Consider the following 21,871-nt stretch of genomic DNA (forward strand, 5'->3'; position numbering starts at 1 on the left):
GTGGTGCTGCTGCGGCTCAGCCGGCGTGCGGGTCGGTCGCCTTGCCCGGACGGGCGAGGAACTCGAAGTCGCAGCCGGTGTCGGCCTGCGTGATCTGCTCGTTGTAGAGCGCGCCGTAGCCTCGCTCGTAGCGGACCGGCGGCGGCGTCCACTGCGCCCTGCGGCGCTCCAACTCCTCGTCGTCCACATGGAGATGGAGGGCGCGCGCCTCGACGTCCAGGGTGATCCGGTCACCGCTGCGGACGAGGGCGAGCGGTCCGCCGATGTACGACTCGGGCGCGACGTGCAGCACACACGCGCCGTAACTCGTGCCGCTCATCCGGGCGTCGGAGATCCGGACCATGTCCCGCACCCCCTGCTTGAGCAGGTGGTCGGGGATGGGCAGCATGCCGTACTCGGGCATGCCGGGTCCGCCCTTGGGCCCGGCGTTGCGCAGCACCACCACGCTGTCGGCGGTGATGTTCAGCGACGGGTCGTTGATGGTCCGCTGCATGGTCTTGTAGTCGTCGAAGACGACCGCGGGACCGGTGTGCTTGAGCAGGTGCGGCTCGGCGGAGATGTGCTTGATGACCGCGCCGTCCGGGCAGAGGTTGCCGCGCAGGACGGCGACACCGCCCTCGTCGGCGACGGGGTTCTCGCGGGTGCGGATGACGTCGTCGTCGTGCACGACGGCACCTTCGAGCTGCTCCCCCAGCGTGCCGTTGACGGTCGGCCGGTCCAGGTGCAGCAGGTCGGTGATCCGCGTGAGGAAGGCGGGCAGGCCGCCGGCGAAGTAGAAGTCCTCCATGAGGTACGTCTGTCCGCCGGGCCGTACGTTCGCCAGCACCGGGACGGTACGGGCGATGTGGTCGAAGTCGTCCAGGGCGAGCTTGATCCCGGACCGGCCCGCCATCGCGATCAGGTGGATCACGGCGTTGGTGGAGCCGCCGAGTCCGAGCACCGTGGTGACGGCGTCCTCGAAGGCCTCCCGGGTGAGGATCTCCGACGGCTTGAGGGCGGTCCAGGCGAGCTCCACGGCACGGCGCCCGGAGGCGGCGGCCATCCGCTCGTGCCCGGACTCGACGGCCGGGATCGAGGAGGCGCCCGGCAGTGTCATGCCGAGGACCTCCGCCGCCGCGGTCATCGTGGACGCGGTCCCCATGGTCATGCAGTGACCGGGTGAACGCGCCAACCCGCCCTGGAGCTCGCGGAGTTCGCAGTCCGTCAGATTGCCCGCGCGATGCTCGTCCCAGTACTTCCACATGTCGGTGCCGGACCCGAGGGTCTCCCCGCGCCAGTGCCCCGGCAGCATCGGCCCCGCGGGCACGAAGAGCGAGGGTACGTCGGCCGAGGCGGCGCCCATGAGCAGCGCCGGCGTCGACTTGTCGCAGCCGCCGAGCAGCACCGCCGCGTCGATCGGGTACGACCGCAGCAGCTCCTCCGTCTCCATCGCGAGGAGGTTGCGGTAGAGCATCGGGGTCGGCTTCTGGTACGTCTCCGAGAGCGTGGCGACCGGGAACTCGAGCGGGAAGCCCCCGGCCTGCCACACGCCCCGCTTGACCGCCTCGGCGCGCTCACGCAGATGGACGTGGCAGGGGTTGATGTCGGACCAGGTGTTGAGGACGGCGATCACCGGGCGGCCCCGGTACTCCTCCGCCTCGTAACCCAGCTGACGCATCCGGGCGTTGTGCGACCAGGTGCGCAACTGGCCCTCGGTGCCGAACCACTGGTGGCTCCGGAGCTCCTCGGGGCGCTTTCGCTCTCTGTCGGTCATATCGACCACCCGGCGGCTATCCCGGCGACCTCGGCCCGCTCGTCCTCGGGCAGCGGCCGGCTCGGCGGACGCACCTCGCGGCGGCACAGACCGAGGGAGGCGAGGGCCTCCTTGACGATGGTGACGTTGTTGGCGGAGCCGTTGGCGGCGCGGAGCTCCTCGAAGCGGCGGATCTGCTCCCAGACCTTCATGGCGGCCGGGTAGTCACCGGATCGCAGCGCTTCGATCATGTTCAGCGAGACGGCCGGGGCGACGTTCACGAGTCCGGAGGTGAAGCCGGTGGCGCCCGCGGAGAAATAGGAGGGGGCGTAGGGCTCGGCGAGGCCGGCGACCCACACGAAGCGTTCCAGTCCCGCGTCCCGGGCGAAGGCGGCGAATCTCGCCGCGTCCGGGACGGCGTACTTCACCCCGATGACGTTCGGACAGGCGTCGGCGAGTTCGGCGAGACGAGCACCGCTGAGCTGCGCGTTGCGGATGTACGGCACGACACCCAGCTCGGGCACGGCCTCGGCGATGGCGTGGTGGTAGTCGACCCAGCCGCCCTGGGAGACGTAGGGATGGACGGGCTGGTGCACCATCACCATCGCCGCGCCCAGCTCACGGGCGTGCCGCGCGGAGGCGACGGCGGTGGGCACGTCGTGGCCGACGCCGACGAGGATCACGGCGCGGTCGCCGGCCTCGTCGATCGTCAGCTCGGTGACGAGCCGGCGCTCTTGGGGGGTCAGGGCGTAGAACTCGCCGGTGTTCCCGTTGGGGGTGAGGGTCGTGACCCCACCGTCGAGGAGACGACGCAGCAGGGCCCGGTGGGTGTCCTGGTCGACGGTGCCGTCCTCGGCGAACGGTGTCACCGGGATCGCCACCACGTCGGCCAGGGCCGCCCGTTGGGTCTCGAACGTCGTTGTCATGCCTGACCGTCCTCTCCCTGGGCCTCGGACTCCGCGTCCGGGAAGGCCCGTTGCACGAACGACGCGATGTGCGCGTGGAGGGCGCGGGCCGCGCCGTCGGCGTCACCGTCGAGGGCGAGCCGCAGGATCTCCCGGTGCTCACCGGCCTCCCGCTCCCAGGAGGGCGAGGCCGCCCAGGCGACGGCGGAGACGAGGGCCGCCTGGTCACGGACCTCGTCGAGCATCCGGCCGAGCAGCGGGTTGCCGCACGGCAGGTACAGGGACCGGTGGAACTCCCGGTTGGCGAGGGAGCGTTCGGCGGTGTCGGTGGCCTGGTCGGCACGGGTCAGCGCGTCACGGGCCTCGTCGAGGGAGGCGCCGCGCTTCACCGCCCGCTTCAGCGCCTCGGGTTCGAGGAGCAGCCGGACGTCGTAGACCTCGCGCGCCATGTCCGCGTCCACCATGCGCACCGTGACGCCCTTGTACTGGTTCATCACGACGAGCCCGGTGCCGGCCAGGGTCTTGAGCGCCTCGCGCACCGGGGTCTTGGACACCCCGAACTGCGCGGCGAGCTCGGTCTCGACCAGAGCCTGCCCCGGCGTCAACTGGCCGGTGAGGATGCGGCGTTTGATCTCCTCTTGCACGTACTGCGTGCGGGAGGGGATCGGCGTGGGCACAGAGGTCATGCGCGCCTCTCGGATCTCGCGTATCGGATCTCACGTATCGCGTCTCATATATGACGTACGAAGTACGACGGGTTGAAGGTAGGAGGGGGCCCGTGTTTCGTCAATGCTTCTGACAAAGGAAGTTGAGGTTGCCGATCAGAGAGTTCAGACGGTGTACGTCTCGCCGACACGTGCGGCGACGGCGGTGCCGCCGAAGACGGAGGCGGCGCGCGCGGTGGCGTTCTCGGGGGTGAGGGTGGGCCCGACGTGGGTGATCAGCAACGTCCCCACGTCCCCTGCCCCTCGGGCGAAGGCCCCGGCCTCCTCCGGTGTCAGATGCACCGGGTCGACTTCGCCTTCGCAATGCGCGTCGACATCGGCCTCGCAGAGGAACAGGTCCGCCCCACCGGCGAGATGCAGCAGTGCGTCGCACGGCCCGGTGTCCCCGGAGTACGCCAGGGCCCGCCCGCCGCTCTCGGCCCACAGGCCGTAGGCCTCGACGTCGTGCAGGACCTCGCGGGCGGTGAGCGTCAGATCGCCGTGCCGGACGGTGTGCCCGTCGTGCAGCGGATGGAAGTCGAAGACGCCGCTCAGGAACCCGGTGTCCGGGCGTCCGAAGAACCCGGCGAGGCGTGGGGCGCAGTCGCGCGGCGCGTACACCGGGATCGGCGCGGGAAGGGTGAGCCCGCCGTACGCGAAGCCGTAGAAGGCGGCCGTCAGGTCGGCGTAGTGGTCGGCGTGCAGATGTGAGATCCAGATCGCGCTCAGCCGCGTCGGATCCGTGTGCCGCTGCAACTCGGCGAAGGTCCCGGTCCCGGCGTCCACCCACACCTCGGCACCGCCTCCCCGTACCAGATGGCCGGAGCACGGAGTGTCCGGGCCGGGGTGCGGGGAGGCGGTGCCGAGGACGGTGAGGGTGAGAGACATGCGAGGAGCGTAGGTCCGGGTGCCTCGCACACGCTTCTGATCAAGGCCGCTCGGTCAAGGCCGCTCGGTCAAGGCCGCTCGGTCAAGGCCGCTGCCATCCCGGATTCCGCCCGCTCAGCCCGACGGCCCGGTCGAGCAGCGGGTCGCCGTCCGGCACGGGGACCACGGGACCGAAGATGCCACCGCCCCGGTCGTCCTCCTTGGCGGCCGCGAGCAGGAACTCGTACGACACCTGGAGCGCGACGGGGTCCGGGTCGTACGGGAGGCCGGTGGCGCGGGCCAGGTCCCAGCCGTGGACGACCAGTTCGTCGATCGCGACCGCTCCCGCCACCTCGCCGGGCAGGTCGACGCCGCCCGCGCGGGTCATGCCGGTCCAGGCGGACGGTTCGCGCCAGGCGTCGGCGAGTTCGTCGAGGACCTTCGGCAGCTCCTCGCGCCAGCCGGGGCCGACGTCCGGTACGGCGGCGGTGGGGTCGGTGTTCGTCGTGGGGCCGAGGTCCTTGCGGGCGGCGTCGCGGAAGGCGACGCTCAGGCCCAGCAGGTGGCCCAGCAGATTGCGGACCGCCATGTCCGGACAGGGGGTCGGGTCCGCCAGCTGCTCGTCCCGGACGGCCTGGGCGAGGCGTGCCAGGGTGCGGGTCTGGGGGCCGAGGTCGAGAGTCATGCGCGCTCCTCCGGGATGGGTGCCCTTCGGGAGGTAGACCGACGGGACTCCCGGAACTCATCGCTGTCTGTGGAAACACGTCTCCTTCCAGGGCACCTGCCCGATCCCCGCACCCCCTCCTTAGTCCCACGATCAGCAGGCATGGCACCTCTCCGAACCGTCCTGCGCGACCGCGACGCCGGGCTCTACCTCACCGCCGTCGTCGTCTCCGGCTTCGGCAGCTCCGCGCTCTGGCTGGCCTCGGGCGTCTGGGTCAAGGACCTCACCGGCTCGGACGGCCTCGCCGCGCTGTGCCCGCTCGCCATGTGGACGCCGACGCTGCTCGGCCCGCTCCTGGGCACCCTCGTCGACCGCGTGCGGCGCAGACCGCTGCTGATCGGCGCGAACCTGCTCCTGGCCGCCCTGCTGCCCACCCTCCTCACCGTCGATTCCGCCGACGGCCTCTGGCTTGTCTACACGGTCCTCTTCGTCTACGGCGCGGCAGGCGTCGTCCATGACGCGGCCGAGTCCGCCCTGGTCGCCGCCGCCGTCGACCCGGCCCTGCTCGGTGAGTTCAACGGGCTGCGGACGGCGATCACGGAGGGCATGAAACTCGTGGCCCCGCTGGCGGGCGCGGGACTCTACACCGCGTACGGCGGCCCGGCCGTCGCCCTCCTCGACGCCGGCACCTTCGTCATCGCCTCGGTCCTGTACGGCACCCTCCGCGTCCGGGAGAGCAGGCCGGGGCCGTCCCGGCGCACCCCGGCCGCCGAGGCCGTCCGCCACCTGCGGGCCCACCCGCTTCTGCGCCCTCTCGTCCTGGCCGGCGGCACCACCATGCTCTTCGCCGGCCTGACCGGTGCGATGCTCTACGCCGTCATCGACGACCTCGGGCACTCCCCCGCGTACGCCGGTGTCCTCTACGCCGTCCAGGGCGCCGGTTCCGTGGTGGTCGGGCTGCTCTCGGGCCCCGCCCTGCGGCTTCTCGGCGCCCGCCGGTTCGCGGCGTACGGCATCGCCCTGACGGCCGTCGCGACGGGGCTGCGGGCCGTCCCGTCCGATCCGGTGGCCCTCGCGTGCAGCGCGGCGAGCGGGGTGGGGCTGCCCTGTGTGCTGATCGCCGCGCTCACCGCCGTACAGCGCGAGACACCGGACGCGCTGCTGGGCCGCACGGTCGCCACGGCCAACACCCTGGTGTTCGCACCGAACGTCCTCGGGCTGGCCGCGGGGGCGGTCCTGGTCGAACTGGTCGACCAGAAGCCGCTGTTGGTCGTCCTGGGCGGGCTGTGGCTGCTGACGGCGGTACCGCTGGCTCAGAGGCCGGCGAGCGCCGCGCGCACCAGCTCCAGATCCCCGTCCGACGCCAACCCCGCGTGATAGAGCCGCATCTCCGTGGCGCCCAGCTCCCGCGCGCGTACCGCGTCCTTCGCGAGCGTGCTGGGGCTGCCCCCCATCCCGGAGACCACGCCGAAGTTGGCGGCGATCACCGCGTCCGTCCGGCCCTGCTCGGCGAACGGCGTCAGCAGGCCCGGTCCGCCCGCGCACGGCACGACCACGCCGTCCGCGACGGAGAGGATGTGCGCGGGGTCCACGCCGGGGTTGGCGCCGACGTGATACGTCACCGGGTCGGCGTGCAGCAGGATCTGGAAACCGTCGGGAGCGGCCGCGCGCACCGCGCCGACCGCCGCCTCCTGGAGCGTGCGGGCGGTCTCGTCGCGCCACGCGCGCGTGGCCGCCGCCACCGAGGCGCCGAGGAGCTTCTCGACACCGGCCCAGTCCCGGTCGTCCGGCGCCCCCTGCCACAGCGGCTCCAGCGCGTCCCGTACCGCGGCGGCCAGTTCGTCGGCGTCCAGGCCCTGGGCGGCGTAGCCCTCCCGGCAGACCGCGCAGAAGCAGAGCGCCATCAGATACATCCCGGCGTCCCCGAGGCCGACCCCGCCGGTCTTGTCGTGGGCGTGCAGATGCTGGAGGCCGTACCAGCCGAGGGACTCCAGTTCGGTGCCGCGCGCGCCCGGGCGCACCGCGGCCTCGGCGGCCAGGTCGACGAGGTATGCGCGGGTGGCAGGCCGGGCGATACAGGGGGCCCACGGGTAGCGGTCGCCGTAGGCGTTGACGACCGAGGTGTCCGGGTGTTCCGCGCCCAGGCGGGAGTTGTGGGCGAGGACCACCCAGGTGTGCACCTCCAGACCGGCCCGCGTCAGCGCGGCGGCCGCCTCGCCGAACGCGTCGCCGGGCGCCCAGTCGCCGGCCGGGTACGGGCTCAGCTCCCGTCCCCGCCAGCGGTCGTCGGTGGGATAGAGCACGGACGCGTGCTCGGCGGTGACGATGCGGTGGCGCGGGTGGCGGGGCGTCAACGCGCGCGTGGAGTGGTACGCGGAGGCGAGCGTCACCTGCCGCACACCGAGGGAGGCGATGCGCGCGGCGGCCTCCGGGTCCCCGTTGACGTCCCAGGGGTAGACGAATGTCGACGCCTTCACTTGGTGTCCTCCTCCAGCAGCGCGTATCCACGCTCGATGATCTGGGCGAGCTGCTTCACATGATCCTCGGTCGGCTCGTGCAGCGGCGGCCGCACCTCCCCCACATCGAGCCCGCGCAGCCGTACACCGGCCTTGACCAGGGCGACGGCGTAACCGCGGCCCTGGGCGCGCAGCTCGACGAACGGGCGGTAGAAGCCGTCCAGCAGACGGTTGACCGTCCCGGAGTCACCCGATTCCAGCGCCCCGTGGAAGGCGAGGGCGATCTCGGGGGCGAAGCAGAACACGGCGGAGGAGTAGAGCGGGACGCCGACCGCGCGGTAGGCGAGCTGGGTCTGTTCGGCGGTCGGCAGGCCGTTGAAGTAGAGGAAGTCGCCGGGGACCTCGGTGCGTACTGCGCTGACGATCCGCTGGACGAGGTCGAGGTCGCCGAGCCCGTCCTTGAGGCCGACGATCCCTTCGGTGCGGGCCAGTTCGACGACGGTCGGCGGCGTGAACACGGCGTTGTCGCGCTGGTAGACGACGACGGGCAGCGCGGTGGCCGCCGCGATCTCCTTGTAGTGCCGCAGCAGGCCCTCCTGCCCGGCGATCACGAGGTACGGCGGCAGCGCGAGCAGTCCGTCCGCGCCGGCCGCCTCCGCAAGCTTCGCGTACCGCACGGCGAGCGCGGTGCCGTACCCGGCGCCCGCGACGACCGGCACACGTCCCGCCGTCTCCTCCACGGCCGCCTGCACGCACGCCTCGAACTCCTCGGGCGTCAGCGCGTGGAACTCCCCGGTGCCGCAGCACGCGAAGACGGCGGCGGCCCCGGCCTCCACCCCGCGGCGCACATGCGCGCGGTAGACGTCGAGGTCGACCGAGCCGTCGGGCGCGTAGGCGGTGACGGGGAAGAACAGCGGCCCGCTGGGGATGCCGAGTCGGGTGGCGAGGTCGGCAGTCGTCACGGGCTCTCCCTAGAACGAGAAACAGAGGCGTGCGGGATTCTGATCAGAGTTTACATTTCTGAACATGCACAGCACCACCCTTGACGAGGCGCAGCGATGATCCTTAACTTGTCCACGAATGTGAATACCGAGCAGTCTTACGGCCATCGACCCAAGGAGAACCGAGGATGCCAGCGCCCCGCACCGTTCTGCTCACCGGCGCCGCCGGCGGGCTCGGCACCCTGATGCGGGACCTGCTTCCCGGGTACGGCTACGAGCTGCGCCTCCTCGACCTGCTCCCCGTCGAGGGCGAACCCGACGCGATCGTCGCGGACCTCGCCGACAAGGCCGCCGTGCGGGAGGCCGTCCGGGGCGTCGACGCGATCATCCACCTTGCGGGCATCTCCCTGGAAGCCTCCTTCGACAAGATCCTCAAGGCGAACATCGAGGGCACCTACAACCTGTACGAGGCCGCCCGCGAGGAGGGCGTACCGAGGATCGTCTTCGCCTCCTCCAACCATGCGGTGGGCTTCACCCCCCGCCCGCAGGGCGACGCCCCCCTGATCCCGATCGACACCCCGCACCGCCCGGACACCTTCTACGGCCTGTCCAAGTCCTTCGGCGAGGACCTCGCCCAGCTCTACTGGGACAAGCACGCCCTGGAGACCGTGTCGGTACGCATCGGCTCCTGCTTCCCCGAGCCCAGCAGCGTCCGCATGCTGTCGGTGTGGATGAGCCCGGCCGACGGCGCGCGCCTCTTCCACGCGGCCCTGACCGCCGAGGACGTCCAGCACACCGTCGTCTACGGCTCCTCCGCCAACACCCGCCTGTGGTGGGACCTCAGCACGGCCCGGGCGATCGGCTACGACCCCCAGGACGACTCCGAGCAGTACGCCGAGAAGATCATCGCCGAGCAGGGCGAACTGGACCCGGAGAACATCGCCCACGCCCACCTCGGCGGCCACTTCGTGAGCGACCCGCCGATCTGGCCGTACTGACGGTCACGGAACGGACCGGCCAGCCGATCGATACGGGCATGACGGGCGCCGTGGATCGTGGCGCGCAGCGCCACGTCCAGGGGCGCGGGGAACTGCGCGACCAGCCACAACAAACCCGCGGCCGCCACACAGCCGCCACCTCCGAGCTCATGGGCGCACCCTGCCCGAACGGGCACATCCGGTCAGCATCCCCCTCGTAACAGACCTGGTCACCACCCCGTCCCCGCTGTACAACTTCCTGCATACGGCCCGAACGGGCAGCACGACAGGAAGGCGGGTGACCGAATGACCAGAACCGCGGAAGAACGCCAGCGGGAAATCGTCCATGCCGCCCGCACCACAGGCGCCGTGGACGTCAACACACTCGCCACCCAGCTCGGCGTGGCAAAGGAAACCGTCCGCCGAGACCTCCGCGCCCTGGAGGACCACGGCCTGGTCCGCCGCACCCACGGCGGCGCCTACCCCGTGGAGAGCGCCGGCTTCGAGACCACGCTCGCCTTCCGGGCCACCAGCCACGTCCCCGAGAAACGCCGCATCGCCACCGCCGCGGCCGAACTGCTCGGGGACGCCGAGACGGTCTTCGTCGACGAGGGCTTCACCCCTCAGCTCATCGCCGAGGCCCTCCCCCGGGACCGCCCCCTGACCGTGGTCACCGCGTCCCTCCCGGTCGCGGGCGCCCTCGCCGAGGCGGAGAACACCTCCGTGCTGCTGCTGGGCGGCCGGGTCCGGCCCGGCACCCTGGCCACCGTCGACCACTGGACGACGAAGATGCTCGCCGGCTTCGTCCTCGACCTCGCCTACATCGGCGCCAACGGCATCTCCCGCGAACACGGCCTCACCACCCCCGACCCGGCGGTCAGCGAGGTCAAGGCGCAGGCGATCCGAGCCGCGCGCCGCACGGTGTTCGCGGGCGTCCACACCAAGTTCGGGGCGGTCAGCTTCTGCCGGTTCGCGGAGATCGGCGCGCTGGAGACGATCGTCACGAGCACTCTGCTCCCCACGTCCGAGGCCCACCGCTACTCACTGCTCGGGCCCCAGGTCATCCGCGTCTGAAAAACCAACTCACCACTCAATGCGGCACGCCATACCTTGCTGCGCCCTTTATCTCCCCATAAGTCCAGGAGCGATCCATGCGAACCCAGAGCCGACGACGGCCACCGCGAGCCACGCTCGCCCTGGCCGCCGCAGGGACGCTGCTCACCCCGCTGCTCTCCGGCTGCTGGGTCGGAGCCGGCGGGGCGGGGGCGGGCGGCGACTCGATCAACGTCCTCATGGTCAACAACCCCCAGATGACCGAGTTGCAGAAACTCGCCCCCCGCTTCACCGAAGAGACCGGCATCAAGGTCAACTTCACCGTCCTGCCCGAGAACGACGTCCGCGACAAGATCAGCCAGGACTTCGCCAACCAGGCGGGCCAGTACGACGTGGCCACCCTCTCCAACTACGAGATCCCGATCTACGCCCGCAACGGCTGGCTGCACGAGATGGACTCCTACGTCGCCAAGGACCCGGCGTACGACGAGCAGGACGTCCTCAAGCCCATGCGCCAGTCCCTGACCGGCGACGACGGCAAGCTCTACGGCCAGCCCTTCTACGGCGAGTCCTCCTTCCTGATGTACCGCAAGGACGTCTTCGCGAAGGCGGGCCTGACGATGCCGGCCCACCCCACCTGGACCCAGGTGGCCGACCTGGCCGCGAAGGTGGACGGCGCCGAGTCCGGCATGAAGGGCATCTGTCTGCGCGGACTGCCGGGCTGGGGCGAGGTGATGGCGCCCCTGACGACCGTCGTGAACACCTTCGGCGGCACCTGGTTCGACCAGAACTGGAAGGCCCGGCTCGACTCCCCCGAGTGGGAGAAGGCGACCAAGTTCTATGTCGACCTCGTCCGCGAGCACGGTGAGTCGGGCGCACCCCAGTCCGGCTTCGCCGAGTGCCTGAACAACATGACCCAGGGCAAGGTCGCCATGTGGTATGACGCCACGAGCGCCGCCGGTTCCCTGGAGGCGAACGACTCCCCCGTCAAGGGCAAGGTCGGCTACGCCCCCGCCCCCGTCGAGGAGACGAAGTCCTCCGGCTGGCTCTACACCTGGGCCTGGGGCATCCAGGACGCCTCCCGCAACCCCGACAAGGCCTGGAAGTTCGTGTCCTGGGCCTCCGGCAAGCAGTACGAACAACTGGTCGGCGACCAGATCGGCTGGTCCAACGTCCCGGCCGGCAAACGCGCGTCGACGTACACGAATCCGGCGTACGTCAAGGAGGCCGCCGCCTTCCAGGAGATGACCAAGGAGGCCATCGAAGGCGCGCGGCCCAATGACCCGGGGGTGCAGCCGCGCCCCGCGCCCGGCATCCAGTTCGTCGGCATCCCCGAGTTCACCGATCTCGGCACCAAGGTCTCCCAGGAGATCAGCGCGGCCATCGCCGGACGCCAGTCCGTCGAGTCGGCGCTGGAGAAGTCCCAGCGGCTCGCCGAGAAGATCTCCGAGGAGTACGAGGGACGATGACAGCGACAACGACGGCCCCCGTGGCCGCACCTCCCGTACGCGCCGCCCGCCCACCGTCGGCCCGTCTGCGCAACTGGGCCACCCGGGCCCCGCTCCTGCCCGCCCTGATCTTCATGATCGTGGTCACCCAGCTGCCGTTCGTGGCCACGCTGGTGATCTCGTTCTTCGACTGGAACGCCCTGTACCCGAAGGCCCGGCACTTCACGGGCATCGACAACTACCAGCAGGTCCTGACCGACGAGGCCCTGCGCCGCTCGGTGTGGACGACGGTCCTGTTGACGGTCGCCGTGGTGCTGGTCAGCCTGGTGCTCGGCCTGGCCCTGGCACTGCTCCTCGACCGGAAGTTCCGGGGCCGCGGCGTGGTCCGCACCCTCCTCATCGCCCCCTTCCTGGTGGTCCCCGTGGCCGCGGCACTGCTCTGGAAGCATGTGCTCTACAACCCTGAATACGGTCTGCTCAATGGGCTGTTGCACTACGTGGGCGGCCCACAGCCCGACTGGATCTCCAACACCCCGCTGCTCGCCGTCGAGGCTTCTCTCGTCTGGCAGTGGACGCCGTTCATGATGCTGATCCTGCTGGCCGGCCTGCAGAGCCGCGACCAGCAGCAGATGGAGGCGGCGAAGGTGGACGGCGCCAGCGAGTGGCAGATGTTCCGCTACCTGACCCTCCCGCACCTGCGCCGCTACCTCGAACTCGGCGCCCTGCTGGGCTCGATCTACATCGTCCAGAACTTCGACGCGGTCTTCACGATCACATCAGGCGGCCTGGGCACGGCAAATCTTCCCTACACCGTCTACCAGAGCTTCTACCAGGCCCACGAGAACGGCCTCGCCTCGGCCGCGGGCGTCCTGGTGGTCATCGGCTCGATCATCATCGCGACCTTCGCCCTGCGCGTGGTGTCGTCCCTGTTCCGTGAGGAGGCGGGTCGGGCATGAGTGCAATGACCGTACGCCGTAAGGGCGTTGGCCTGGGCCTGCTGGCCTGGTTCCTGGGAGTGGTGTTCTTCCTCCCCATCGCGTGGATGGGGCTGACGTCCTTCCACTCGGAGGCGGACGCGGCGACGAATCCCCCCTCCTTCGGAGCGGCCCTCACCCTGGACGGCTACCGCGAGTTCTTCGGCACGGGCGGCGGCGCGAGCCCCTGGCCCTCGCTGATCAACTCGACGGTGGCATCGCTGGCGTCGACGGCCTTCGTCCTGCTCCTGGCACTGCCGGCGGCGTACGCGCTGTCGATCCGCCCGGTGAAGAAGTGGACGGACGTCCTGTTCTTCTTCCTGTCGACGAAGATGCTGCCGGTGGTGGCGGGTCTGCTGCCCATCTACCTGTTCGCCAAGAACACGGACATGCTCGACAACATCTGGCTGCTGGTCATCCTCTACACCTCCATGAACCTGCCGATCGCGGTGTGGATGATGCAGTCGTTCCTGGCCGAGGTGCCGGTGGCGATCATCGAGGCGGCCCGGGTGGACGGGGCGCGGCTCCCGACGATCCTGGCGCGCGTGGTGGCCCCGATCGCCCTCCCGGGAATCGCCGCGACAGCGCTGATCTGCTTCATCTTCAGCTGGAACGAGCTGCTGTTCGCGAGGGTCCTGACCGGCGTGGTGGCGGAGACCGCCCCCGTCTTCCTGACCGGCTTCATCACCAGCCAGGGCCTGTTCCTGGCGAAGGTGTGCGCCGCGTCGCTCGTCATCTCCCTGCCGGTGCTCGCCGCGGGGTTCGCCGCCCAGGACAAGCTGGTCCAGGGTCTGTCGTTGGGAGCCGTGAAATGAAGGCCGCCGTCATCGAGTCCGTGGGCCGTGCCGTCGTCGCCGAGGTCCCGGACCCGACGCCGGGTCCGCGCGAGGTCGTCGTCGAGGTCGCCGCGTGCGGTCTGTGCGGCACCGACCTGCACATCCTTCAGGGCGAGTTCGCGCCGAAGCTGCCGATCGTGCCGGGGCACGAGTTCGCGGGCGAGGTGGTGGGGGTCGGCCGGCAGGTGACGGAACTGTCGGTGGGCGACCGGGTGGCGGTGGACCCGTCCCTGTACTGCTACGAGTGCCGCTACTGCCGTACGGGCCACAACAACCTCTGCGAACGCTGGGCCGCGATCGGTGTGACCACGGCCGGCGGCGCGGCTCAGTACGCGGTGGCGCCGGTGGCGAACTGCGTACGGCTCCCCGAGCACGTCCGCACGCAGGACGCGGCCCTGGTGGAACCGCTGTCGTGCGCGGTACGCGGCTACGACGTCCTGCGGTCCCGGCTGGGCGCCCACGTCCTGATCTACGGCTCCGGGACCATGGGGCTGATGATGCTGGAGCTGGCGAAGCGGACGGGTGCGGCGAGTGTGGACGTGGTGGATCTGAACCCGTCCCGCCTGGAGACGGCCCGCCGGCTGGGCGTCTCGTCCTCGGCGGCGAACGCGGACGAGCTCGAGCGCCCTCAGGGCTGGGACGTGGTCGTCGACGCGACGGGCAACGCGGCGGCGATCCAGGACGGGCTGGAGCGGGTGGCGAAGGCGGGCACGTTCCTCCAGTTCGGCGTGGCCGACTACGCGACGCGCGTGACGATCGACCCGTACCGCATCTACAACCAGGAGATCACCATCACGGGCTCGATGGCGGTCCTGCACAGCTTCGAACGGGCGGCGGAACTCTTCGCGAACGGCGTCCTCGACCCCGAGATCTTCATCAGCGACCGCATCCCGCTGGACCGGTACCCGGAGGCACTGGACCAGTTCGCGGCGGGTGTGGGCAGGAAGATCGTGGTCGTGCCGTAGGGGCTTTCCTCGCCCCCGCCGCCCTACCCGTTCCCATCCCCAGGGACTGCCGCCCCTTCGACCCCGCTCCCAGGGGCCGCTGCCCCCTGGACCTCCGTTCCTCACACGCCGGAGAGGCTGAATTCACCTCAGCCCCTCCGCCGCCCCGCCCCCACCCGCCGGGCAACCGCATCCTTCAGCCCGTCCGGCGTCTGAGGACGGGCCCGTTCAGGGCCGACAGCGGGGTCTGGGGGCGGCAGCCCCCAGGGATGGGACGGGTAGGGGCGGCGGGGGCGAAAACCGTTGGGGGCTGCCCACACCGAGCCCCTACCATCCCCGCATGCCAAGACCCCAGGGATTCCACTACGAGGCCCACGCCGACGGAACCGTCCACATCACCCACCACAACCGCCCCGCCACCACCCTCCACGGCCCGAGAGCCGCCCAGTTCCTCGCCGAGGTCGAGTCCTCCTCCGACCCCCAGCTCGTCATGGCCCGCTGGACCGGAAACTACAAGCGCGGCAATGAACGCACCGCCCGCAACCACCCCAGAAACCGCCACTGAGCCGATCGGTCGCAGGTAAGGGAACGGTAAAGCGGGCTCGATCGTTCACCGGTCATGACAGCTATGACCCCCGGCTCGAACATCCCTCTCTCCACCGCGCGCGTGACGGTGGACGTCGCCGCCCCGGTGCGGCTCGACGTATCGGGCCTGCTGCTCACCGCCGACGGCAAGGTGCGCTCGGACGACGACTTCATCTTCTACAACCAGCCCAACGGCCCGGGCGTGACGTACCGCTCCGGCGGTGGCGCAGCCCCGGACGCGATCGTCGTCGACACCGCCGCGCTCCCGCCCGGCATCGAGAAGATCGTCGTCACCGCCAGCCCGGACGCGGCCGGCCAGACCTTCCAGGGCGTCGAACCGACGGCGACGATCCGCAGCGCCGACGACAACGCCGTCCTGGCCACCTTCACACCCCCGCAGCTCGGTGCCGAGACGGCGCTGGTGGTCGTGGAGATCTACCTGCGCAACGGCGCGTGGAAGGCACGCGCGGTGGGCCAGGGCTACTCCAACGGCCTGGCCGGCATCGCCACCGACTTCGGCGTGAGCGTGGAGGAACCGGCCCCCGTGGCTCCGCCCCAGCCGGCCGCCCCCGTCACCCCCGTCACCCCGCCCGCCCCGCCGATGACCACTCCGGCGACCCCGCCGCCGCCCGCGCACGCCCCGGGAGCGGGGAAGATCAACCTCGACAAGGGCCGTGTCAGCCTCCAGAAGAACCAGACGGTGTCCCTCGTCAAGGACGGCCGCCCCCTGCTCTCCTCGGTCAAGATGGGCCTCGGCTGGGAGCCGGCGTACCGCGGCAAGGACATCGACCTGGACGCCTCGGTCATCGCGTACGGCCCGCAGCGCAACCATGTCGACAGCTGCTACTTCGGCAAGCTCCAGATCGTGGGCGGCGCCATCCGCCACTCCGGCGACAACCTCACCGGCGAGGGCGGCGGCGACGACGAGGTCATCACCGTCGACCTCGGGCGGCTGCCGCAGGAGGTCAGCGGACTGGTCTTCACGGTCAACTCCTTCTCCGGGCAGAAGTTCACCGAGGTCGCCAAGGCCTACTGCCGGCTGCTGGACGCCACGACCGGCGAGGAGCTCGTCCGCTTCGACCTCACCGGCGCCGAGGCCCAGACCGGCGTGATGATGGCCAAGCTGATCCGCCAGTTCTCCGGCGAGTGGGAGATGACGGCGATGGGCGACTTCGTGAAGTCCCGCACGGTGCGCGGAATGGTGAAGCCGGCCGCTCAGGCCCTGTAGCCGTCACGGGTCCGGCCGGCGTCCTCCCCCGGCCGGACCCGACCGCCGATCCGGTCCGCTGATCCGGTCCGCCGAAGCCCGTCGCGGCTCAGAAGAGCGCGCTGTAGGCGTTCAGCGCCGGCTGCCCGCCCAAGTGGGCGTACAGGACGGTGGAGTCCCGCCCGATCTCCCCGCGCTCCACGAGATCGACGAGGCCGGCCATGGACTTCCCCTCGTACACCGGGTCGGTGACCATCCCCTCGGTACGCGCGGCGAGCCGCATCGCCGCGAGGGTGGTCTCGTCGGGGATGCCGTAGACGCCCGCGTGGTACCGGTCGTCCAGCTCGATGTCCGCCTCGGTCAACTCCCGCTTCACCCCGATGAGTTGTCCGGTGCCGTGGGCGATCCGGGCGATCTGCTCACGGGTGGCGGCGGGCTTCGCGGACGCGTCGATGCCGAGCACCCGGCGCGGCCGTCCGCCCGCCTCCTCCAGGGCGGCGAACCCGGCGACCATGCCGGCCTGGGTGGACCCGGTCACCGAGCACACCACCACCGTGTCGAAGAAGACCCCCGACTCCCGTTCCTGCTCGGCGACTTCGTACGCCCACCCGGCGAATCCGAGGCCGCCGAGCGGATGGTCGGAGGCGCCGGCGGGGATGGCGTACGGCTTGCCGCCCGACTCCTCGACCTCCCTGAGCGCCTGCTCCCAGCTCTCCTTGAACCCGATCCCGAACCCGGCCTTCACCAGCCGCACATCGGCCCCGGCGAGCCGGCTGATCAGGATGTTGCCGACCTTGTCGTACACGGCGTCCGGCCAGTCCACCCAACTCTCCTGGACCAGCACGCACTTGAGCCCCGCGCGGGCGGCACAGGCCGCGACCTGACGGGTGTGGTTGGACTGCACCCCACCGATCGAGACCAGCGTGTCGCAGCCCTGGGCGAGGGCGTCGGCGATCAGATACTCCAGCTTGCGGGTCTTGTTCCCGCCGTACGCCACCCCGGAGTTGCAGTCCTCGCGCTTGGCCCAGATCGCCGCACCGCCGAGCTGCGCCGTGAGCCGCTCCAACCGGTGCACCGGCGACGGTCCGAAGAGGAGCGGGTAACGGTCGTACGAGGAAAGGGACATGGGTCCTCCCGGGACGGGTTCAGTCGCTGTCGGCGAGTTCGGCGAGGCCACGCCAGATCTCGGCCGTGACCCGGACCGCCTCGTCCACGTCACCGGCCGCGCAGGCCTCGATGAGCCGCTCGTGCAGCCCGGCGGAACGGCAGGTACCGCCCTCGCCGAAGCGCCGTCGCTCCAGCCGGCGGATGAGCGGGGTGTAGCGCGCGGCGGTGGCGGCCGCGGCGCGGTTGCCGCTGACTCGGACGAGGACGTCGTGGAGTTCGTCGTCGGCCTGGAGGGCGCTGTCCACGTCGCCCGCGGCGACGGCCGCCGCGAACCGCTCGTTGGCCGCGCGCATCGTCTCGACGTCCGCGGCGAAGAGCCGGGGCACGGCGACCCGGGTGACGAGTTCGTGCATGGCACCCACCACCGACGCGGCGTCCCGCACCTCCCCGGCCATCAGCGGGGTCACCCGCGTATAGCTCTGCGGCTTGCTCTCCAGCAGCCCCTCGTCGACGAGCCGCGAGAACGCCTCCCGCACCGGCGCCCGGGACAGCCCGAGCCGCTCCGCGAGATCGGCGTCCCGCACCGCCGCGCCGGGTGCGAGCTCACCGGCGACGATGGCGTCCCGGATGGCTTCGTAGGCACGGTCCCTGAGCAAGGTGCGCGGTATGGCTTCCACGAACTGAAATGTTAGATGTCAATCCACGAGGCGGACAAGAGTGCGAACAAGGGTGTGGCCCGCACTCCCCATGAAAGTGCGGGCCACGCTTGTCACCGCTCAGACGGCCCACGGCCAGTCGGCGTCCCGAGCGCTCTCCAGCAGCGGAACCATCCGGAAGGCCGCGTCCGAGAGGCCACCGAACGTGTGCCGGTTCGCCTTGCCCGACGGACCGTGGCCCGCGCGGTAGCCGGCGAGGTTCCAGGTGTAGACCGGCACATGTGCGGGGACCTGCTGGGTCGGGTCACCGTGCCGGTTGAACGCGTACTGCTCGTCGGTGACGATCAGCACCCGGTCCTGCCCCCGGTAGTGCGCACGGACCGCCGAGGTGGTGTCGGTGCCGCCCAGATCGCCGAATCGCCCCAGGATCTTCAGCACCGACTCACCCTTGCCGTACGCCAGGTTCCGGCTCGTGGTCCCGAACTCGACGAGGTCCGCCTGCTCGGCCCGCAGCGCCAGCGCCGTACCGAAGATCGCCGCCGCGTCGGCCCGGTTGAGCTGCGAGCGGTCCGACAGCCGCGCCCACATCGAGCCCGAACGGTCCACCAGGACCAGCGTCCGGCCGGGCAGCGCGGGCACATTGACCAGCGAGTGGCCGAGCGCCTGCTCCAGCGGGTACGACCAGCGCAGCGAGGGCGCGTGCTGGTACGCGGCCAGGTACCGGAAGGGGAACTGCCGCGACCGCGCGACCTCGGCCGGGTCGCTGATGCGCGCCGCGACCTGGGCCGCGACCTCGTCCGAGACTCCGGCCTGGTCGAAGTTCCGCAGGTTGCGGACCAGCGCCATGGCACCCATGGACGGGATCACGGCCTCCCAGGCCGCCTTGTCCATCGGGCCCTGGAGCCATCCGGCCAGCGCCTCCCACGTCATCCCGGCCGCCGCGAGCCGCTCGGCGCCGCCCTCGGACGTGACGACCGCACGCCGCTGCCCGACCGGCAGCGCCATCAGCTCGCGGTGCGCGGTCAGCACGGTGTCCGACGCGGGCGGCACGGCCGTGTCCGGGTTGTGCCGGCGGTCGAGCGCGTACCGGAACAGCTCGCCCTGCCACGGCTTGTCCGCGTCGGGCGCCGCGTGCACCAGGTTGAGGATGTCGCCGAAGCGGTAGCCCTTGGACGCGGTGTCGTACTTCAGCAGCGACTTGCCGCTGTAGAGGCGCTGTACGGCGTCGGCGACACCGCGCTTGACGGGCTTGGGCACGGCGCGGCCGTACGTCGCCGTCCAGTACCCGAGCAGCTCGCCGGGCTCGTCCGGGCGCCGCAGCACCGAGGCGATGACCTGCCGGTTGGCCGGTCCGTCGGTGATGCCCGCGTCCAGACGTGCCTTCACGTACTCGGCGGCGCCCACGATCGAGGCCGTACGGAGGTTGCCCTCGCCGCGCAGCCAGCCGAGCAGGCCGGCCGTCCACGCGGGGTCCTCGACGGCGAGCTGCCGGACGAGGCGCGCGAAACGGTCGTCGCGGTCGGCGCCGGACTCGTAGAAGGTCTGCTGCGAGACGAAGTTGGCGATCGCCAGCAGAAAGAGCTCGGAGCGCGCGTCCCGCTCGTGGCCGCGGCCGCCCTCGTACGACCGGAGTACTCGTCCGGTGGAGGTGACACGCGAGGTGGGCTGAGCTCGTGCCGCCTTCTTGTTGAATCGCGCCATGGTGAATTCCCCCGAATTCATTGCCGTTTCGGAGGGAGGCACAGCAAAAGGAGGGGGTCCGAGGTCGAAGTCGACTGCGGTTGCTCATAACTGGCGCGTCTTCCGTTCCGCCACACCGGCCCTGGGCCGATGACGGGATTCGAACCCGCACGAGGGACTCGCCCCCACCAGTTCCCGAAGTATCCGCTGCCTGCGCACCGGGCACCCACCTTGAGCTGCGCCTCCCCGAGATCAAAATGGTTCGCACCGGGAGGTGCATGAAGTTGTGGTGTCCAGAGTTCAGGTCGGCGGAACCGACATTAGGTGCTCTAACCCCTGAGCTACACCGGCGCGTTGTACCGGTGGCGGGACTCGAACCCGCGGCCGCCCCATTATCAGTGGAAGTAGGTCCTGCCTTCGCACCTGGACGTTCATCACTGTAGGAGGGCGGCCGCGGAACGGGCGAGCGAATTAATTACCCGCGCTTCTGGCGCTTCCAGGGACCGGTGATGGCGAGCATGATTCCGGGTGTCTGAATGTTGGCGTACAGGGTTCGGCCGTTGGGCGAGAAGGTGACACCGGTGAACTCGCTGTACTCGGGCTCCTCTTCGGTGCCGATGTTGAGTTCGTTGCGGGCGATGGGGTAGGTGCGGCCGCTGTCGGTGGCGCCGAACAGATGCTGGACGCCCTCGCCGTCCTCGGCGATGACGAGGCCGCCGTAGGGGGAGACGGTGATGTTGTCGGGGCCGTCGAAGGCGCCGTCCTTGGAGGGGTCGGGGTTGACGCCGAGGAGGACCTTCAACGTCAGCGTGCGGCGCTTGGGGTCGTAGAACCAGACCTGGCCGTCGTGCTGGACGGGGCTCTCGTCACGGGCGTACGAGGAGACGATGTAGGTGCCGCCGTCGCCCCACCACATGCCCTCCAGCTTGCGGGCGCGGGTGATCTCGCCGTCGGCGAACTGCTTGCGGACGGGGACGGTCTTCGCGTCGCGGTCGGGGACGTCGATCCAGTCGACACCGTAGACCGTGCCGATCTTCGTGGCGCGGGAGAGGTCGTCGACGAACTTGCCGCCGGAGTCGTAGCACTTGGGCGCCTGGAGGACACCGGCGTCGTCGGCGAGGGCACGGAACTTTCCGCGGCCGTACGCGAAGCCCTTCGGCGGGGTCCAGCGGAAGAGGAGGCCGTTGGGGCTCGCGGCGTCCTCGGTGAGGTAGGCGTGGCCGCGCTTGGGGTCGATGACGACGGCCTCGTGGTCGTAACGGCCGAAGAACTTGAGCGGCTTGGGGTTCTTGTTGGCCCGGCGGTCGCCGGGGTCGACCTCGAAGACGTAGCCGTGGTCCTTGGTCATGCCGTTGGTGCCGGCCTTGTCGGAGTTCTCCTCGCAGGTGAGCCAGGTGCCCCAAGGGGTGCTGCCGCCCGCGCAGTTGGTGGAGGTGCCGGCGATGCCGACCCACTCGGCGACCTGTCCGTCGGGGCGTACCTCGACGACGGTGCAGCCGCCGGACGCGGCGGGGTCGTAGACCAGGCCCTCGGTGAGCGGCACGGGGTACTTCCAGTTGGCGCGCGGGCCCTTCAGCTCGTGGTTGTTGACGAGGAGGGTGGTGCCGCGGGGGCCCGGGAAGGCGGCCGTGCCGTCGTGGTTGGAGGGCGTGATCTCGCCGGACTCCAGCGTGGTCTTCCCGCTGTAGGTGATGACGCGGTACTTGAATCCGGCGGGCAGCGCGAGGATGCCGTCGGGGTCGGGGATCAGCGGCCCGTAGCCGACACCGCCGTGGCCGCCCGCGGCCTCCGCTCCCTGGCTCTCGATGTCGGTGGCCGCGAGCGCGTTGGGCGCGGTGGCGAGGGCGCCGACGCTGCCGGCCAGCGCGACCCCGGCACCGGTGAGCGCGGATTTCGTGGCGAAGTCCCTGCGGGTGAGCGACATGGTGTCTCCTGTGACGGTGGGTGGTCTGGAGGGTGGGGGACCTCGGGTCGGCGCCACCGTCCCGCCCACGTCTGAACGGCAGTTGAACAGGGGGCGGCTGCGAGGGCCCCGCTTCCGTGAATCCGCCAGACCGCCTCTGTTCGAGCCGATGGGCGGAATAATCTTCGTAATGAAGGTCAACAGGGGCGAATCGTAATGAAATTCGTGATTC

20 protein-coding genes are annotated in these 21,871 nt (G+C 70.7%); 9 read left to right on the top strand and 11 right to left on the bottom strand.

The features are described 5' to 3' along the window. Positions 1-16: 16 nt before the first annotated feature. From araD to ACWD3I_RS17960, 5 genes are all read right to left on the bottom strand, one after another. The gene (gene araD / locus ACWD3I_RS17940) at positions 17-1,753 is read right to left on the bottom strand and encodes an L-arabinonate dehydratase (RefSeq protein WP_365403733.1); all 1,737 of its coding nucleotides are present in this window, start codon (positions 1,751-1,753) and stop codon (positions 17-19) included. Further along, a complete protein-coding gene (locus ACWD3I_RS17945; RefSeq protein ID WP_365403735.1) occupies positions 1,750-2,658 on the bottom strand; it encodes a dihydrodipicolinate synthase family protein in 909 nt (302 codons plus the stop codon). The genes araD and ACWD3I_RS17945 overlap by 4 nt, the downstream gene beginning before the upstream one ends. Then, on the bottom strand, positions 2,655-3,323 hold the full coding sequence (locus ACWD3I_RS17950) for a GntR family transcriptional regulator (protein WP_365403738.1): 669 nt from the start codon (positions 3,321-3,323) through the stop codon (positions 2,655-2,657). Before ACWD3I_RS17950 ends, ACWD3I_RS17945 begins: the two co-directional genes overlap by 4 nt. Before the next feature lie 144 nt (positions 3,324-3,467). Further along, a complete protein-coding gene (locus tag ACWD3I_RS17955; RefSeq protein WP_365403741.1) occupies positions 3,468-4,229 on the bottom strand; it encodes an MBL fold metallo-hydrolase in 762 nt (253 codons plus the stop codon). Between the two features lie 82 nt (positions 4,230-4,311). Beyond that, complete coding sequence (locus ACWD3I_RS17960; RefSeq protein WP_365403744.1) at positions 4,312-4,893, bottom strand: TIGR03086 family metal-binding protein; 582 nt, start codon at positions 4,891-4,893, stop codon at positions 4,312-4,314. A gap of 141 nt (positions 4,894-5,034) precedes the next feature. On the opposite strand from ACWD3I_RS17960, the gene ACWD3I_RS17965 reads away from it, so the two are divergent. After that, entirely contained in the window at positions 5,035-6,249 is a 1,215-nt protein-coding gene (locus ACWD3I_RS17965; RefSeq protein ID WP_365403747.1) for an MFS transporter, read from the top strand. Here ACWD3I_RS17965 and ACWD3I_RS17970 read toward each other — a convergent pair. Next, positions 6,186-7,349: a hypothetical protein gene (locus ACWD3I_RS17970; RefSeq protein ID WP_365403750.1), complete on the bottom strand. Its 1,164-nt coding sequence runs from the start codon at positions 7,347-7,349 to the stop codon at positions 6,186-6,188. The two genes, ACWD3I_RS17965 and ACWD3I_RS17970, sit on opposite strands and share 64 nt — an antisense overlap. Beyond that, complete coding sequence (locus tag ACWD3I_RS17975) at positions 7,346-8,290, bottom strand: 5-dehydro-4-deoxyglucarate dehydratase (protein ID WP_365403753.1); 945 nt, start codon at positions 8,288-8,290, stop codon at positions 7,346-7,348. Before ACWD3I_RS17975 ends, ACWD3I_RS17970 begins: the two co-directional genes overlap by 4 nt. 167 nt (positions 8,291-8,457) lie before the next feature. Between ACWD3I_RS17975 and ACWD3I_RS17980 the strand changes: the two genes are divergently transcribed. The 8 genes from ACWD3I_RS17980 (at position 8,458) to ACWD3I_RS18015 (ending at position 16,314) form a co-directional block, all read left to right on the top strand. Continuing rightward, the gene (locus tag ACWD3I_RS17980) at positions 8,458-9,267 is read left to right on the top strand and encodes an NAD-dependent epimerase/dehydratase family protein (RefSeq protein ID WP_365403756.1); all 810 of its coding nucleotides are present in this window, start codon (positions 8,458-8,460) and stop codon (positions 9,265-9,267) included. Between the two features lie 285 nt (positions 9,268-9,552). After that, complete coding sequence (locus ACWD3I_RS17985; protein ID WP_365403759.1) at positions 9,553-10,320, top strand: DeoR/GlpR family DNA-binding transcription regulator; 768 nt, start codon at positions 9,553-9,555, stop codon at positions 10,318-10,320. 77 nt (positions 10,321-10,397) lie between these two features. Beyond that, positions 10,398-11,768 carry an ABC transporter substrate-binding protein gene (locus ACWD3I_RS17990; RefSeq protein ID WP_365403762.1) on the top strand — a complete coding sequence of 457 codons (1,371 nt, stop codon included), beginning with the start codon at positions 10,398-10,400 and terminating at the stop codon, positions 11,766-11,768. Further along, positions 11,765-12,703 (top strand): carbohydrate ABC transporter permease, encoded by a 939-nt coding sequence (locus ACWD3I_RS17995; RefSeq protein WP_365403765.1) that lies wholly within the window; start codon positions 11,765-11,767, stop codon positions 12,701-12,703. The genes ACWD3I_RS17990 and ACWD3I_RS17995 overlap by 4 nt, the downstream gene beginning before the upstream one ends. A gap of 5 nt (positions 12,704-12,708) precedes the next feature. Continuing rightward, positions 12,709-13,536 (top strand): carbohydrate ABC transporter permease, encoded by an 828-nt coding sequence (locus tag ACWD3I_RS18000; protein ID WP_451084116.1) that lies wholly within the window; start codon positions 12,709-12,711, stop codon positions 13,534-13,536. Continuing rightward, positions 13,533-14,522, top strand: a complete 990-nt coding sequence (locus ACWD3I_RS18005) for a zinc-dependent alcohol dehydrogenase family protein (RefSeq protein ID WP_365403771.1) — start codon at positions 13,533-13,535, stop codon at positions 14,520-14,522. The genes ACWD3I_RS18000 and ACWD3I_RS18005 overlap by 4 nt, the downstream gene beginning before the upstream one ends. Before the next feature lie 319 nt (positions 14,523-14,841). Beyond that, positions 14,842-15,066 carry a hypothetical protein gene (locus ACWD3I_RS18010; RefSeq protein WP_365413407.1) on the top strand — a complete coding sequence of 75 codons (225 nt, stop codon included), beginning with the start codon at positions 14,842-14,844 and terminating at the stop codon, positions 15,064-15,066. Positions 15,067-15,129: 63 nt separating this feature from the next. Then, positions 15,130-16,314 (top strand): TerD family protein, encoded by a 1,185-nt coding sequence (locus ACWD3I_RS18015; protein WP_365413411.1) that lies wholly within the window; start codon positions 15,130-15,132, stop codon positions 16,312-16,314. Between the two features lie 88 nt (positions 16,315-16,402). Here ACWD3I_RS18015 and ACWD3I_RS18020 read toward each other — a convergent pair whose 3' ends face one another. The 4 genes from ACWD3I_RS18020 to ACWD3I_RS18035 all read right to left on the bottom strand — a co-directional run bounded on the left by ACWD3I_RS18020 (position 16,403) and on the right by ACWD3I_RS18035 (position 21,660). Beyond that, complete coding sequence (locus tag ACWD3I_RS18020; protein ID WP_365413405.1) at positions 16,403-17,419, bottom strand: 1-aminocyclopropane-1-carboxylate deaminase; 1,017 nt, start codon at positions 17,417-17,419, stop codon at positions 16,403-16,405. A gap of 19 nt (positions 17,420-17,438) precedes the next feature. After that, a complete protein-coding gene (locus ACWD3I_RS18025; RefSeq protein WP_365413409.1) occupies positions 17,439-18,068 on the bottom strand; it encodes a GntR family transcriptional regulator in 630 nt (209 codons plus the stop codon). A gap of 108 nt (positions 18,069-18,176) precedes the next feature. After that, entirely contained in the window at positions 18,177-19,757 is a 1,581-nt protein-coding gene (locus tag ACWD3I_RS18030; protein WP_365413403.1) for a TROVE domain-containing protein, read from the bottom strand. A 454-nt stretch (positions 19,758-20,211) separates the two neighbouring features. Continuing rightward, positions 20,212-21,660, bottom strand: a complete 1,449-nt coding sequence (locus ACWD3I_RS18035; RefSeq protein WP_365413401.1) for an alkaline phosphatase PhoX — start codon at positions 21,658-21,660, stop codon at positions 20,212-20,214. Between the last annotated feature and the right edge of the window lie 211 nt (positions 21,661-21,871).

Source organism: Streptomyces sp. NPDC002817, from assembly GCF_053592055.1.

Excerpts from the sequence above, each read along its gene's own strand:
- ACWD3I_RS17995 (WP_365403765.1), top strand. The coding sequence starts at position 11,765 with ATGACAGCGACAACGACGGCCCCCGTGGCCGCACCTCCCGTACGCGCC.
- ACWD3I_RS18015 (WP_365413411.1), top strand. The coding sequence starts at position 15,130 with ATGACCCCCGGCTCGAACATCCCTCTCTCCACCGCGCGCGTGACGGTG.
- ACWD3I_RS18030 (WP_365413403.1), bottom strand. The coding sequence starts at position 19,757 with ATGGCGCGATTCAACAAGAAGGCGGCACGAGCTCAGCCCACCTCGCGT.
- ACWD3I_RS17955 (WP_365403741.1), bottom strand. The coding sequence starts at position 4,229 with ATGTCTCTCACCCTCACCGTCCTCGGCACCGCCTCCCCGCACCCCGGC.
- ACWD3I_RS18035 (WP_365413401.1), bottom strand. The coding sequence starts at position 21,660 with ATGTCGCTCACCCGCAGGGACTTCGCCACGAAATCCGCGCTCACCGGT.
- ACWD3I_RS17950 (WP_365403738.1), bottom strand. The coding sequence starts at position 3,323 with ATGACCTCTGTGCCCACGCCGATCCCCTCCCGCACGCAGTACGTGCAA.
- ACWD3I_RS17965 (WP_365403747.1), top strand. The coding sequence starts at position 5,035 with ATGGCACCTCTCCGAACCGTCCTGCGCGACCGCGACGCCGGGCTCTAC.
- ACWD3I_RS17945 (WP_365403735.1), bottom strand. The coding sequence starts at position 2,658 with ATGACAACGACGTTCGAGACCCAACGGGCGGCCCTGGCCGACGTGGTG.
- ACWD3I_RS18000 (WP_451084116.1), top strand. The coding sequence starts at position 12,709 with ATGACCGTACGCCGTAAGGGCGTTGGCCTGGGCCTGCTGGCCTGGTTC.
- ACWD3I_RS18020 (WP_365413405.1), bottom strand. The coding sequence starts at position 17,419 with ATGTCCCTTTCCTCGTACGACCGTTACCCGCTCCTCTTCGGACCGTCG.
- ACWD3I_RS17980 (WP_365403756.1), top strand. The coding sequence starts at position 8,458 with ATGCCAGCGCCCCGCACCGTTCTGCTCACCGGCGCCGCCGGCGGGCTC.
- araD (WP_365403733.1), bottom strand. The coding sequence starts at position 1,753 with ATGACCGACAGAGAGCGAAAGCGCCCCGAGGAGCTCCGGAGCCACCAG.
- ACWD3I_RS18010 (WP_365413407.1), top strand. The coding sequence starts at position 14,842 with ATGCCAAGACCCCAGGGATTCCACTACGAGGCCCACGCCGACGGAACC.
- ACWD3I_RS18005 (WP_365403771.1), top strand. The coding sequence starts at position 13,533 with ATGAAGGCCGCCGTCATCGAGTCCGTGGGCCGTGCCGTCGTCGCCGAG.
- ACWD3I_RS17985 (WP_365403759.1), top strand. The coding sequence starts at position 9,553 with ATGACCAGAACCGCGGAAGAACGCCAGCGGGAAATCGTCCATGCCGCC.
- ACWD3I_RS17960 (WP_365403744.1), bottom strand. The coding sequence starts at position 4,893 with ATGACTCTCGACCTCGGCCCCCAGACCCGCACCCTGGCACGCCTCGCC.
- ACWD3I_RS17990 (WP_365403762.1), top strand. The coding sequence starts at position 10,398 with ATGCGAACCCAGAGCCGACGACGGCCACCGCGAGCCACGCTCGCCCTG.